10 protein-coding genes are annotated in these 13,683 nt (G+C 58.4%); 3 read left to right on the top strand and 7 right to left on the bottom strand.

What is annotated here, in order from left to right; translation table 11 throughout:
* The first annotated feature begins 9 nt into the window (after positions 1–9).
* A complete protein-coding gene (gldD, locus tag O3303_RS17440; RefSeq protein ID WP_269559652.1) occupies positions 10–606 on the top strand; it encodes a gliding motility lipoprotein GldD in 597 nt (198 codons plus the stop codon).
* Positions 607–696: 90 nt separating this feature from the next.
* Positions 697–2,796 (top strand): ATP-dependent DNA helicase RecG, encoded by a 2,100-nt coding sequence (recG, locus tag O3303_RS17435; protein ID WP_269559651.1) that lies wholly within the window; start codon positions 697–699, stop codon positions 2,794–2,796.
* Positions 2,797–2,870: 74 nt separating this feature from the next.
* On the opposite strand, the gene O3303_RS17430 is transcribed toward recG, so the two are convergent.
* The gene (locus O3303_RS17430) at positions 2,871–3,107 is read right to left on the bottom strand and encodes a hypothetical protein (protein WP_269559650.1); all 237 of its coding nucleotides are present in this window, start codon (positions 3,105–3,107) and stop codon (positions 2,871–2,873) included.
* A gap of 413 nt (positions 3,108–3,520) precedes the next feature.
* On the opposite strand from O3303_RS17430, the gene O3303_RS17425 reads away from it, so the two are divergent.
* Entirely contained in the window at positions 3,521–4,966 is a 1,446-nt protein-coding gene (locus O3303_RS17425) for a hypothetical protein (protein WP_269559649.1), read from the top strand.
* A gap of 105 nt (positions 4,967–5,071) precedes the next feature.
* On the opposite strand, the gene O3303_RS17420 is transcribed toward O3303_RS17425, so the two are convergent.
* The 6 genes from O3303_RS17420 to O3303_RS17395 all read right to left on the bottom strand — a co-directional run bounded on the left by O3303_RS17420 (position 5,072) and on the right by O3303_RS17395 (position 13,601).
* Entirely contained in the window at positions 5,072–6,496 is a 1,425-nt protein-coding gene (locus O3303_RS17420; protein WP_269559648.1) for a Glu/Leu/Phe/Val family dehydrogenase, read from the bottom strand.
* 352 nt (positions 6,497–6,848) lie between these two features.
* On the bottom strand, positions 6,849–8,636 hold the full coding sequence (locus tag O3303_RS17415) for an acyl-CoA dehydrogenase FadE (protein ID WP_269559647.1): 1,788 nt from the start codon (positions 8,634–8,636) through the stop codon (positions 6,849–6,851).
* Positions 8,637–8,825: 189 nt separating this feature from the next.
* A complete protein-coding gene (locus tag O3303_RS17410; RefSeq protein WP_269559646.1) occupies positions 8,826–9,146 on the bottom strand; it encodes a 50S ribosome-binding protein YggL in 321 nt (106 codons plus the stop codon).
* 60 nt (positions 9,147–9,206) lie between these two features.
* Entirely contained in the window at positions 9,207–10,385 is a 1,179-nt protein-coding gene (locus O3303_RS17405) for an acetyl-CoA C-acyltransferase (RefSeq protein ID WP_269559645.1), read from the bottom strand.
* 147 nt (positions 10,386–10,532) lie between these two features.
* Positions 10,533–12,941, bottom strand: a complete 2,409-nt coding sequence (locus O3303_RS17400; RefSeq protein ID WP_269559644.1) for a 3-hydroxyacyl-CoA dehydrogenase/enoyl-CoA hydratase family protein — start codon at positions 12,939–12,941, stop codon at positions 10,533–10,535.
* 183 nt (positions 12,942–13,124) lie between these two features.
* A complete protein-coding gene (locus O3303_RS17395; RefSeq protein ID WP_125438930.1) occupies positions 13,125–13,601 on the bottom strand; it encodes a MarR family winged helix-turn-helix transcriptional regulator in 477 nt (158 codons plus the stop codon).
* Between the last annotated feature and the right edge of the window lie 82 nt (positions 13,602–13,683).

Raw genomic sequence — 13,683 nt, 5'->3', positions numbered from 1 at the left:
TTGCTGCCAATGCCTGCTTCCCGATATCTGCTTGCTGCCGGAGCCCTCAGTGTGCTGGCCACGGCCTGCACCTCCGCCGGCTCCGACGGCGACTACACGCCCAAGCCCAAAGGCTACAACCGCATCGACCTGCCGCCGCATGCCTACCAGCAGCTGCCGCCGGGCCACCCATACACGTTCCAGTATTCGCGCTACGCCAAAGTGCTGCGCGACTCCTCGTATCTGGCGCAGCCGCACTGGATCAACGTGTACTACCCGCAGCTGAAGGCCAACGTGCAAATAACGTACGCCGACTTGAAAGGCAACCGCCTGCTGGCCAACCGCTTGCTGGAAGACGCCCGCAAGCTCACCAGCAAGCACGAAATCAAGGCCACGGCCATCGACGAGAAAATCCTCAAAACGCCGAATGGAATGCGGGTGGCCGTGTTTGAGCTGCAGGGTGAGGTGCCCAGCCAGTTTCAGTTCTACACCACCGACAGCACCCGCCACTTTTTCCGGGGCGCGCTCTACTTCCGTACCGCCACCGCCAACGACTCGCTGGCCCCGGTGATTGATTACGTGAAAAAGGATATTGTGCAGTTACTGAACACCCTGCAATACAAGTAATTGTTGAACTGGTGAACGGCTGGATGGCTGCTTATCTACCTGGTAGAGGGCAAAAGCCATTCAGCCGTTCAGCAATCCAGCCATTTTCCCTTGAGCAACTTCTTTCAGACCAAACTAGAGTACCTGCGGGGCGTGGGCCTGCAACGGGCGCAGCTGCTGCAGAAAGAGCTGGGCCTGTTCACCTACGGCGACCTGATCCAGCGCTACCCGTTCCGCTACCTCGACCGCACCCAGTTCTACAACATCTGCGACCTGCACGACGAGTTGCCGTTTGTGCAGGTGAAGGGCATTCTGCGCAACCGTGAGGTGGTGGGCGAAGGCCCCAAGAAGCGCATGGTAGCCAAGGTAGCCGACGCCAGCGGCGAGCTGGAGCTCGTGTGGTTCAAGGGCGTGAACTACCTGGAAAAGGTGATCAAGAACCACCAGGAGTACATCGTGTTCGGCAAGCCCACTGTGTTCAACGGCCGCCCCCAGATGGCGCACCCGGAAATGGAGGAAGTGACCGAGCAGAAAGCCGACCAGAGCTACCTGCAGCCGGTGTACAACACCTCCGAGAAGCTCAAAAACTACCACCGCGTCGATAGCAAGGCTATCATGCGCATGGTGGCCGATCTGCTGAAGATTGCCCTGCCCCAAGTGCAGGAAACCCTGTCGCCGGCCCTCATTCAGCAGTACGCGCTGATGAGCAAGGCCACGGCCATCCAGCAGATTCACTTCCCGCAGAGCACCGAGCTGCTGCAAACAGCGCGCTTCCGGCTCAAATTCGAGGAGCTGTTCTACATCCAACTCAAGCTGTTGCGCCAGCGCGACCAGCGCAAAGTGACACTGGCCGGACAGCTGTTTAAAGAGGTGCCCACGCTGGTGCATTTCTACAAAAACGTGCTGCCGTTTGACCTCACTGGGGCCCAGAAACGCGTAATCCACGACATCTATAAGGATTTTTGCGCGGGCCAGCAGATGAACCGGCTCTTGCAGGGCGACGTGGGCTCGGGCAAAACCATCGTGGCCTTCATCAGCATGCTCATGGCCGCCGACAATGGCGCGCAGAGCTGCCTGATGGCCCCCACCGAAATCCTGGCCGACCAGCACTACGTGGGCCTGAAGGGCTTTGCCGATTTGCTGGGGCTGAAAATCGGGAAGCTGACGGGCAGCAGCCGCACCGCCGAGCGGCGCGTGCTGCACGAGCAGCTGCGCTCCGGCGAGATGAACATGCTGGTAGGCACGCACGCCCTGCTCGAAGACGTGGTGCAGTTCAAGAACCTGGGCCTGACCATCATGGACGAGCAGCACCGCTTCGGGGTGGCGCAGCGCTCCAAGCTCTGGCAGAAAAACCCCCACGTAATTCCGCACGTGCTGGTGATGACGGCCACTCCCATTCCGCGCACCCTGGCCATGACGCTCTACGGCGACCTGGACGTGTCGGTGATTGACGAGCTGCCGGCCGGCCGTAAGCCCATCGTCACGGTGCACCGCTTCGACAGCAACCGCCTCAAGGTGTTCGGCTTCCTGCGCGACCAGATCAAGCTGGGCCGGCAGGTGTACATCGTGTACCCGCTCATCGAGGAAAGCGAGATGATGGCCGACTACAAGGACCTCATGGACGGCTACGAAAGTGTGGCCCGCGCCTTCCCCGAGTTCCAGATCAGCATCGTACACGGCCGCATGAGCGCCGCCGAAAAGGACGCCGAGATGCAGCGGTTCGTGAAAAATGAAACCCAGATTATGGTGGCCACCACCGTAATTGAGGTAGGCGTGAACGTGCCCAACGCCTCCGTAATGGTGATTGAAAGCACCGAGCGGTTCGGCCTTTCGCAGCTGCACCAGCTGCGGGGCCGCGTGGGCCGGGGCGCCGACCAGAGCTACTGCATTCTGATGAGCGGCTACAAGCTCAGCAAGGACTCGCGCACCCGCATCGAAACGATGGTGCGCACCAACAACGGCTTCGAAATTGCCGACATCGACCTGAAGCTGCGCGGCCCCGGCGACCTGATGGGCACCCAGCAAAGCGGTGTGCTGGACCTGCTCATTGCCGACTTGGCCAAAGACGGCCGCATTTTGAGCGAGAGCCGCGCCGCCGCCCAGGCTATCCTGGCCGAAGACCCCGATCTGGTGAAGCCAGAAAACCAGGCCATCCGCCGCCACATCGAGAGCCTGCCGGCTACGGCTGTGAACTGGAGCCGCATCAGCTAAGCTCAAAGCTAGCTGATGCGGCTTAAAAGTAGACGGACATAAAAAAAGCGACTAGTGAAGTCGCTTACCGAATTCTAATGAAAGCTAGTAACAGCGTTGGCCGTTGAGGAAGTGGGTTGCCACATTTCGAAATCCCCCGCCGGGGAGCCGGCCTGGACGTCGGGCTGCTGGAGCAACACTACCGGGCTAACCGGAGTGCTTTCCATGGCATGCATGGCTTTGGTGATTTCCGAGAAGCCAGTAGGCTCTTTGGCAACTTTTCCGATGATGATAAGACCAAAGAGAAGAAAGAAACGAAGTAAAGATTTCATATTGATTTGTAGATTTCCGGCTGGTGAAAGCACGGCGTGACAAAGTTAGGGCCAAATTCCCGGTTAGACTAGGTAGCAGAGCATATCTGCCACATATTCAAAGAATTCAATTAACCAGTTATTCCTGAAAGGCTTTAAAACAGCGGCTTCTGCCGTGTTTTTCATTTCTGCTGCTTGGTTGTTAATTCCCAGGCAACGTAGAAACCGACCGTACACGCCACAAAGAAAACGAATGAAGTGGCTAAAATTGACCACCTCTACGTTATGGATGTATGACCAAATGGTTACTCGAAGGCCGTCTGCCGTTCCGATCGTGGGGCATGTACGGGAGGTGGCTTAAGTTGGATACCTTTGGAGAGTGCATTTTTCGGGCTTTTACGCATTTCTTCATTTAACCCAATTTTTCCGTGGATTTGAAATACGTTCTCCCAACTGGCCTACTTGCCATTAGCTTACTGCTGCGGCCGGAAATAGGTTGGTCGCAGAAAGTAAAGTCGGTTGCGTTCAGTTACTTGCCCGAGCGCCCCGAGGACCGCTACAACGAGCGGATACCTCAGAAAACCCTGGTGCTTGCCAGCGGCGGCTTTCTGATTCTGGCGCATAAATCGGCGACGGAGTATGCCGTAGAGCGCTACGATGCCGACCTGAAACGCCTTTGGAGCACTGCGCTGCCGCTCACCGCCGAGCAAACAGTCGATGGCTTTGCCAGCAGCGCAACCCAGGCTACCGTAGTCATCTACCAGAAGACCGGGGCGGCGCAGTCGCTGTCGGCCCAGACGATAGAGCTGGGCAGCGGCCAGAAAGCGCCGCTGAAGAAGCTTACCGAAACCGGCGCCCGCGACCGGCGCCCAGGCCTGGCCTTCTCGCCCGATGGCAGCAAAATAGTAGCGTGGCGCTACCTCACCCGCGAAACCCAGATCAAGAGCATCAGCGCCAGCATCTACGACGAAAAGCTGACCAAACTTAAAGACCGCAGCTACGATTTCAGCGACCAGGGAGCCCTGTTTTCCACCACGGTGCATATCGGCAACGATGGCACGCAGTACGTGACGCTGGTGAGTGAGGAAATGAAGAAGCTGGCCGTGCGGCGCTACCGCAACGACACCAAAGATATCAAGGTGATGTCGGTGGCCGTGGGCGGGGTGTTTGGGGGCAAGGTGGTGAACGTGTTTGACGCCCGCTTCCGGCTGCTACCCGACAACACGCTGTATGCCGCCGCCATCTGCAACGAGCGGGAAAGCGGGCTCTACCACAGTTTGAAAGTGGTGAAGTTCGATTTCTCGGCCGAGGGCGACATGAAATTTGCTCCCGAATTCAAGTTCTCGCCCGAGTACCTGGCCGAAGTCAACAAAGCCAACGGCAGCGCGGCCAAGCGCCTCGAAGACGTGTACCTGACCGATCTGCTGATCACCGAAGACAAGCAGCTGGTGGTAGCGGCCGAGAAGAAGTACGAGGATGGCGGCGAGGATTCGCCCGGCCACACCCGCGAGCTACACCTGTTCGGCTACAACGAGTTTCAGTCGCCCACTTGGCACAGCATCATCGGCAAGGACCAAGTAGCACCGGCCACGGAAGGCTACAGCAGCATCGGCTACCGGGCGGCCGTGTTCGGCCCTGAAGTGCAGGTGGTGACCTGGGAGAAGCTCAAAAACAAGTCGGACCTGTACCTGCGCCGCCTGAACGTGCAGACGGGCGTGGTATCGGAGCCGAAAGGCCTGGGCCTGAACGTAGCTACCGACCAGAACCCGTCTTACGTGAAGGATTTCACTAGCTGGCTCGATGCCAAAACTCTCGTCGGGGTGAGCCGCCCCAGCAAGAAATCAGCGGCGCTCATGCTGAATAAGATTGTAGTAAAGTAAATCACAGATGTTGCGGATGGCATTGATGCCACAGATCTGTTCTGACGCAGAAAAGCCGCTCCTGTTTCCAGGAGCGGCTTTTTATATGTTGATAGTTTAGTCGATTTATGGAAAGATGCCCAGAGACTGGTAGCTGACGCCGATTTTCTCAATGGCGCTGTAGAAGGCGGCGGTGCGCAGGTCGGTTATGCCGGGCACGTCGTCCATCACCTTGCGGATAGACTGGTAGGCGGTAATCATCGTGTCTTCGAGGCCGGAGCGCACGAGGTCGATTTCGTCGGCGCCGTGCACGATTTGCTGGCGCTCTTCCTCGGCCAGAGTCTTACCGGTAGTGCGCTCAATAGTAGCCACCAGACGGCGCATGGCGCCTTCCTCGGCCCGCTTGCCCATGCGCCCAAACCGCACGTTCGACAGGTTTTTCAGCCACTCGAAGTACGATACCGTCACGCCGCCAGCGTTAAGGTAGAGGTCGGGCAGGATGATGATGCCTTTCTCCAGCAGGATTTTCTCGGCGCCCTGCGTGGTAGGACCATTGGCTCCTTCAGCAATAATCTTGGCTTTGATATTGGCCGCGTTGCCCTCGTGAATCTGGTTTTCCAAGGCGGCGGGCAGCAGCACGTCACACTCATACTCCAGCAAATCCAGCGACTCGGCCACGTCCTGCGCGCCGGCAAACCCCATAATGGAGCCTGTTGCCTCGCGGTGCTTGAATACGGCGGCTACGTCGAGGCCTTTCTCGCTGTAGATTCCACCTTCCCGCTCGGCAATGCCGGTGATGAGGGCACCTTCTTCCTGGCAGAAATGCGCCGCGTAGTAGCCCACGTTGCCTAGGCCCTGCACGATGATGCGCTTACCGGCAATGCCGCTGCTCAGGCCCGCTTTCTTTAGCATGGGCTCATCCAGCAATAGCTCGCGCAGACCGTAGAACACGCCCAGGCCCGTGGCCTCGGTCCGCCCCCTGATGCCCCCCTGCCCGACCGGCTTACCGGTTACGCAGCCCAAGGCGTTGGTGTCGCCGTACTTGAACGTCATGTACGTATCGGCAATCCAGGCCATTTCGCGGCTGCCGGTACCATAGTCAGGGGCCGGCACGTCCATGCCGGGACCGATGAGGTTCTTTTTGATCAACTCACTGGCGTACCGCCGCGTCACGCGCTCCAGAATGTTGACCGGCGTGGTGCGGGGGTTGATTTTCACGCCACCTTTCGCCCCGCCAAACGGCACGTCCACCAGCGCGCACTTGAACGTCATCAGCGTGGCCAAAGCCATTACCTCCTCCTCATCCACATACACGCTGTACCGAATGCCTCCCTTGCTGGGCAGCTTGTGGTGGCTGTGTTGCACCCGGATACCCTCGAACACCTGCACATGGCCGTCCACTTCCACCGGGAAGTTGACCTTATAAATGCTGTTGCAGGCCCGGATTTGGGCGATGATGCCGGGGTCGAGCTTGGAGAAGCTGGCCGCGTGGTCGTAAAACCGCAGCACACTCTCGTAAAAGTCTTTGCCCTGTACCTGTTCGTTGGCCATAAGTGGATGGAATTGAAGGTGGGAGATGTATCAGCAAACGGCAGCCCAGCCACTGGCGTTGTGCCAAACTATGTTTTTGAAGAATGGATGGTGTAGAGACGCAACATTTTGCGTCTCGTCGTTGGACGACTGGAATCGTACATTTTCAACAACATCAGCAACGACGAGACGCAAAATATTGCGTCTCTACATCGTTCAATACTCCTGACCCCAAAAACGCAGCAAGCCGCCCCAGAATCGGGAGCGGCTTGCTTTTTCTCAGGGCTTCCTCGGCTTCGCGGCTCATAGATGGTGCCTGCCAGCACCGCCTACAAAATCCGTGAAATCCGATGAATCCGGCTAAATCCGTGATTTAGTAGGTGTACTCGTTGGCGGCAATGAGGTGGTCGGCAATGCGACGACGGGCCTCCTTGGCGTTGTAGAGGTCGGCTTTGGTGAAGCGCTTCAGGCCCATGGCCAGCAGACGCTGCTCGTCGCCCTCGGTCATGGTGCCGATGGCATCTTTACCGAACTTGTTGACCTGGTCCACGGTGTCGTAGAGGTACACGCGGGCAATGTCGATTTGCGTCGAAACGGCCTCTTCGCCTTTGGTGGCGGCTTCCTTTTCTACGCGCAGCAGGGTGCTTTCGGCGGTGTACACCTTGATGGCCATGTCGGCAATGTTCATCAGTACTTCCTGCTCTTTAGCGAGCGAGTTCATGTACTTCTGCACGGCCGTACCGGCTACCATCAAAATGGCCTTCTTCAGCTTGGCAATGGTCTTTTTCTCCACTGCGAACAGGCCGGTTTCTTCTTCCAGGTTGAAATCCGGAATAGCCATCAGCTCCTGTTGCACCGCCTGGGCCGGGCCCATCAGGTCCAGCTCGCCCTTCATGGCCTTCTTCAGGATCATGTCAACGAGCAGCATACGGTTGATTTCGTTGGTGCCCTCGAAGATGCGGTTGATGCGCGAATCCCGGTAAGCGCGGTCCATGGGGTAGTCGGCCGAGAAGCCGTAGCCACCGTAGATCTGCACGCCTTCATCCACCACGTAATCAAGCACTTCCGAGCCTTCTACTTTCAGCAAAGCGCACTCCACGGCAAACTCGCGGGCGGCACCCAGCAAGGCTTCGTTGTGGCTCTGGCCTTTGGCTAGCAGCTCCTGCTCCATGCGGAAGATGTCCATGCCGGCGCGGTAAATAGCCGATTCCACGGCATAAATCCGCACAGCCTGCTGGGCCAGCTTGTATTTGATAGCGCCGAACTTACTGATGGGCAGTTTGAACTGCACCCGCTCGTTGGCGTATTTCACGCTCAGCGTGGAAGCCATTTTGGTAGCACCCAGGCAAGCGGCAGCCAGCTTGATGCGGCCGATGTTCAGGATGTTGAAGGCAATGAGGTGGCCTTTGCCAATCTCGCCCAGCACTGCCGATTTCGGCACTTTCACGTCGGACAGGAACACTTGGCGGGTCGAAGAACCCTTAATGCCCATCTTGTGCTCCTCGTTGCCGAGGCTCAGGCCGGCAGTTTCCTTCTCGATGATAAAGCCCGTGAACTTGTCACCATCTACCTGGGCAAACACGATGAATACGTCAGCGAAACCACCGTTCGTGATCCACATTTTCTGGCCGTTGAGCACGTAATGCTCGCCGTCCTCGGTGGGCATGGCTTTAGTTTTGGCGCCCAGGGCGTCGGAACCGGAGCCGGGCTCGGTGAGGCAGTAGGCACCCATCAGCTCGCCGTTGGTGAGGCCGGGCAGGTACTTGGCTTTCTGCTCCTCGTTGCCGAAGTACAGAATAGGCAGCATGGCAATGCCAGTATGGGCCGCAAACGCCACCGGGAACGAGTGGCCACCACCCACACCCTCCGTCACGCGCAGCGACGTGGGGAAGTCCATGTCCAGTCCGCCGTACTGCTCGGGTACGCTCACGCCGAACAGGCCCAGCTGGCCGGCCTTCTCCATCAGGCCGCGCATAAGGCCTTCCTCGTGGTTATCGAGGCGGTCCAGCAGTGGCGTCACCTCCTTCTCCACGAAGTCGAGAGCGGTCTGGTGCATCATGTTCTGCTCCTCCGAAAAATCGGCGGGCGTGAATACGTCCTGGGCGTCGGTTTCCTTGATGATAAACTCGCCGCCTTTCACAAGTTGGTTGGTTACTTCCATGACCGGGTGAGGGTTGATGTGGGAAAATTCGAAGTCAAAAAGAAGAGAAACTACTCGGCTTACCTACTATTTACCGGCAAGTAAGCCCAGTTGTTTTGTCGTACCGAAAGATACAAAAATTTGTTATGCTTGCCGACTACTTTCTGAAAAAAGAAGCTCCAACTAAGTCAGAGCTTCTCTTTTCAGACGTTACTGCGGGAAAGGCCCATACCAGGCGTCCGTCAGGGCCGAGCTGGTAGCCTGGGCCACTTCGGGCCGCTGGGTTAGCCACTGCTGCAGCTGCTGCTGGCGGTCCTGAGTCTGCTCCTTGGTTATCCGAATCACGGGCTGCACGAAGAAGGAAACCAGGGAGCCACCCATCATCAGGTCCTGGTCGTCTACCTGTGCCATCAGGGGCTCCCACAGCGGGGAGTCCTGCTGGGGCGCATCGCTCTTTAAAACGAGGGTGACGTACCAGCCGAATTCCTGAAATTCGCTGCGGTATGTCTTCTTCCGAAGTCGCTTTTTCATAGTCCGTTCAAAAGGTAGTGGTGAGACGAAGTGCCTCGGGCAATTCGTCTCACCACCCGGTTATTTCAGCAGCTCGTAGATACCGGCTACGCCCTGGCCGCCGCCTACGCAGGCGGTTACCATGCCGTACTTCTGGCCCCGGGCGCGTAGCTCGTGGAACAGCTGGATGCTGAGCTTGGCGCCGGAGCAGCCCAGCGGGTGACCGAGGGCAATGGCGCCGCCGTTCACGTTCACTTTGCTCTGGTCCATGTCCAGCTCGCGCATTACGGCGAGGCTCTGGGAGGCGAAGGCCTCGTTCAGCTCGAATAAGTCGATGTCCTGGAGCTTCATGCCAGCCTGCTTCAGCGCCTTCGGCACGGCTTTGATGGGGCCCATGCCCATGATGCGCGGGTCGATGCCTTCGGTGGCGTATGTCACCATGCGGGCAATCGGCTCTAGGTTCAGCTCCTTCACCATGCGCTCCGACATGACGATGACGAAAGCGGCACCGTCGGAGGTCTGCGAGGAGTTACCGGCCGTTACTGAGCCGTTAGCGGCAAACACGGGGCGCAGCTTGCCCAGCGCCTCCAGGGAAGTATCGGCGCGGGGGCCTTCGTCGGTATCAACTACGAACGAGCGGTTTTTCTTCTTGCCGGTGGCCTGGTCGAGGTAAGTTTCCTCCACGGTTACGGGCACAATCTGGTCCTTGAACTTGCCTTCCTGAATGGCTTTGATGGCCTTCTGGTGCGAGTTGTAGGCAAATTGGTCCTGGTCTTCGCGGGTGATGCCGTAATCCTGGGCCACGGCTTCGGCGGTGAGACCCATGCCGAGGTAGTAGTCGGGGTGCTGCTGGGCGAGCTTGTAGTTGGGCACGGTTTTCCAGCCCACGGTGGGCACCAGGCTCATGCTTTCAGTACCACCGGCCACGATACAGTCGGCCATGCCGGCGGCAATTTTACCGGCGGCCATGGCAATGGTTTCCACGCCGGAGCCGCAGTAGCGGTTCACGATGAGGCCCGACACGTTCATCGGCAAGGCCAGCAGCGAAATCAGGCGACCCATTTGTAGGCCCTGCTCGGCCTCCGGTACGGCGTTGCCCACAATCACGTCGTCGATGCGGGTGGGGTCCAGCTGGGGCACCGAGGCCACCAGGTGCTTGATGACGTCGGCGGCGAGGTCATCGGGGCGGGTGAAGCGGAAACCGCCACGGTTGGCCTTGCCAACGGCCGTACGGTACCCAGCTACGATATATGCATTCATGGTTTTGAGTCTAAGAGAAGGTGGGGGTTAAAATTCGCCTGTCATGCTGAGCTTGCCGAAGCATCTCGCGTGCTGATGCCGGAGTAGTAATCAACGAAGCAGTAGAGATGCTTCGGCAAGCTCAGCATGACAACGGTTTTTTAACAGCTAGTTCCGCAGCGGTTTACCCGTCGTCAGAATCGACTGAATCCGCTCCAGCGTTTTCCGTTCGCCGGTAAGGCTGAGGAAGGCTTCGCGTTCCAGGTCCAGCAGGTACTGCTCCGATACTTCGGTGGGGCTGCTCAGGTCGCCGCCGCACATGATGTAGGCAAGCTTGTTGGCAATCTTCACGTCGTGGTCGGAGATGTAGTTGCCCTGCTTCATGGCGTGCACGCCGGTCAGGAACATGCCCAGGGCGCCTTTGCCCTGCACCTTGATGTTGGTTTTCTGCAGAGGCTGGGTGTAACCATCCTCGGCCAGCTCAATGGCGGCGGCTTTGGCCTGGGCCAGTACGCGGTTGGAGTTCACCACCACTTCGTCGCCGCGGCGCAGGAAGCCCAGGTCGAAGGCTTCGTGGGCCGAGGTAGATACTTTGGCGGTGCTCACCGTCATGAAGGCGTTGCGCAGCAGGTTGTACTCCGGCTCACCTTCCTCGTACTTGAGGGCGGTACGCAGAGTCATTTCCTTGGTGCCGCCGCCGCCCGGAATCAGGCCCACGCCGAATTCCACGAGGCCCATGTAGGTTTCGGCCGCCGCAACCACCCGGTCGCAGTGCAGGTTCAGCTCGCAGCCGCCGCCCAGGGCCAGGCCGTGGGGCGCGCCCACCACCGGAATGCTGCTGTAGCGCATCCGCATCATGGCCTGCTGGAACTGGGCAATCATCAGGTTCAGCTCGTCGTACTCCTGGTCCAGCGCGAACATGTACACGAGGCCCAGGTTGGCACCGGCCGAGAAGTTCGGCGCGTCGTTGCCCACCACGAGGCCGCGGAAGTCTTTTTCGGCCAACTCAACGCCTTTCAGCAGGCCCTGGATTACGTCGGAACCCAGCGCGTTCATCTTTGAGTGGAACTCCACGTTCAGGATACCGTCGCCCATGTCGAGCACCGAGGCCCCGGCATTTTTCCACAGCACTTTGCCCGTGGCGCGCAGGTTATCCAGAATGATGAAGTTCTCCATGCCCGGAATGGCCTGGTAGCTCTTCGACTCGATGTCGTAGAACTGCTTCACGCCCGCTTCGCTCACTTTGTAGAAGGCGGTGTGGCCGGCGGCTACCATCTCCTCTACCCACGGCGCTACGGTTTTGCCTTCGGCCTTGGCCAGCTCCAGGCCCTTCTGCACGCCCAGGGCATCCCAGGTTTCGAAGGGGCCCAGGTCCCAGCCGAAGCCGGCGCGCAGGGCGTCGTCAATCTTGTAGAGCGAGTCGGTGATTTCCGGAATCCGGTTGCTCACGTAGGCAAACAGGCCCGCGAAGGTTTTGCGGTAGAAGTCCCCGGCTTTGTCTTTGCCGGCGGCCAGCACCTTGAAGCGGTCCGCCAGCTTTTCAATCGGCTTGGTGGCTTCCAGGGTGGCGAATTTTACCTTGGCGCTGGGCTTGTACTCCAGCGTGTTCAGGTCGAGGGCCTGAATTTCCGACTTACCGCCGGCGCCCTTCACTTTCTTGTAGAAGCCCTGAGCGGTTTTGTCGCCCAGCCACTTGTTCTCGGCCATCTTCTTGATGAAGTCGGGCAGCTGGAACACGTGCTTGGCTTCGTCGTTGGGCAGGTTCTGGGCGAGGCCGTTGGCCACATTGATCATCGTATCCAGACCTACCACATCCGACGTGCGGAACGTGGCCGACTTGGCGTGGCCGATAACCGGCCCGGTCAGCTTGTCCACTTCCTCCACCGTCAGGCCCAGCTCGCTCATCACCTGCACCACGTCCATGATGGCGAAAACGCCCACGCGGTTGGCAATGAAGGCCGGGGTATCCTTGGCCAGTACCGTGGTTTTGCCCAGGTACAGGTCGCCGTAGTGCATCAGGAAATCCACCACCGACTTGTCGGTTTCCGGCGTCGGGATGATTTCGAGCAGCTTCAGGTAGCGGGGCGGGTTGAAGAAGTGCGTGCCGCAGAAGTGCTTCTTGAAGTTGTCGGAACGGCCCTCCGTCATCATGTGAATCGGAATCCCGGAGGTGTTCGAGGTGATGAGCGTACCGGGCTTGCGGAACTGCTCTACGCGCTCAAACAGGCTCTTTTTGATGTCGAGACGTTCCACTACCACCTCAATCGTCCAGTCGCAGCCGGCAATGTCCTTGAGGTTATCGTCAAAGTTACCGGTCTTGATGCGCGCGGCATCAGCCTTGCGGTACAGCGGAGACGGATTGGCCGCCACGGCCGCCTGCAACGAGGCATTCACGATGCGGTTCTTCACGGCCGGGTTGTCCAGCTTCAGGCCTTTGGCCTCCTCGGCGGGCAGCAGCTCCTTGGGCGCAATGTCGAGCAGCAGCACCTGCACACCGATGTTGGCGAAGTGGCACGCAATGCGCGAGCCCATCACCCCGGAGCCCAAAACGGCTACTTTTTTGATGGTACGATTCATTCGTGGAGAGGAATGAGGTGGGAAGAAATAAGTTTTTTTGTAAGCTTCAGGCTGTCAGCTACAAGCCACCAGCGCCTGGTTGAAAGTACTCGTCATGCCGAGTTGTTGGTTCTACGTTCCCACGGGCAGTATCGGTGGAAAACAAGAAAGCTATCAGCCAAGAGCCAATAGCTATCCGCCCGGCTAGGCCGGCGACTCGGAGCGCAAGGGTTTTAGTTTGAAGTCGTCGTAGAGCGTTTTGCCTTCAATCATGCCCGTAATCTGGCCGACTACCTTAAAGAACACGTTCAGCTCGCTCTGCGGGATTTTGTCGCGCACCTTCAGGTTGAAGTGCCGTACCGTCTGGCGGGAAATTTCCTTGCCGCGCAGGCCTTCCTCGGTCAGGAAGATGCGCACCGAGCGTTTGTCCTGGGTGTCGGCTTGTTTGTATATTAGGCCTTTCTCCTCCATCGAGCGCAGAATGCGCGTCAGGGAGCGGGTTTCGAGGCCCAGCAGGGGCGCAATTTTGGTAGCGGGCGTGCCGTTTTCCTGGTCGATGTTCAGCAGCACGAAGCCGATGCTCGTGGTGATGTCGTGCTTGGCGGCCTGCGTATTGTACATACGCGAAATGGCGTGCCAGGCAACCTTGATGTTATAATCGACGGTTTCTTCGGGAGTCATGGGAGGGTACTGCAAGTCCGGTAAACATACAGAAAACTGTTATGCTTGCATACTAAGTTACCCAAAAAAATTTGGCACTCCC

It is taken from the genome of Hymenobacter canadensis, from assembly GCF_027359925.1.
In the GTDB taxonomy this organism is placed as follows: Bacteria; Bacteroidota; Bacteroidia; order Cytophagales; family Hymenobacteraceae; genus Hymenobacter; species Hymenobacter canadensis.
This window is presented reverse-complemented; position numbering and strand designations above follow the sequence as displayed.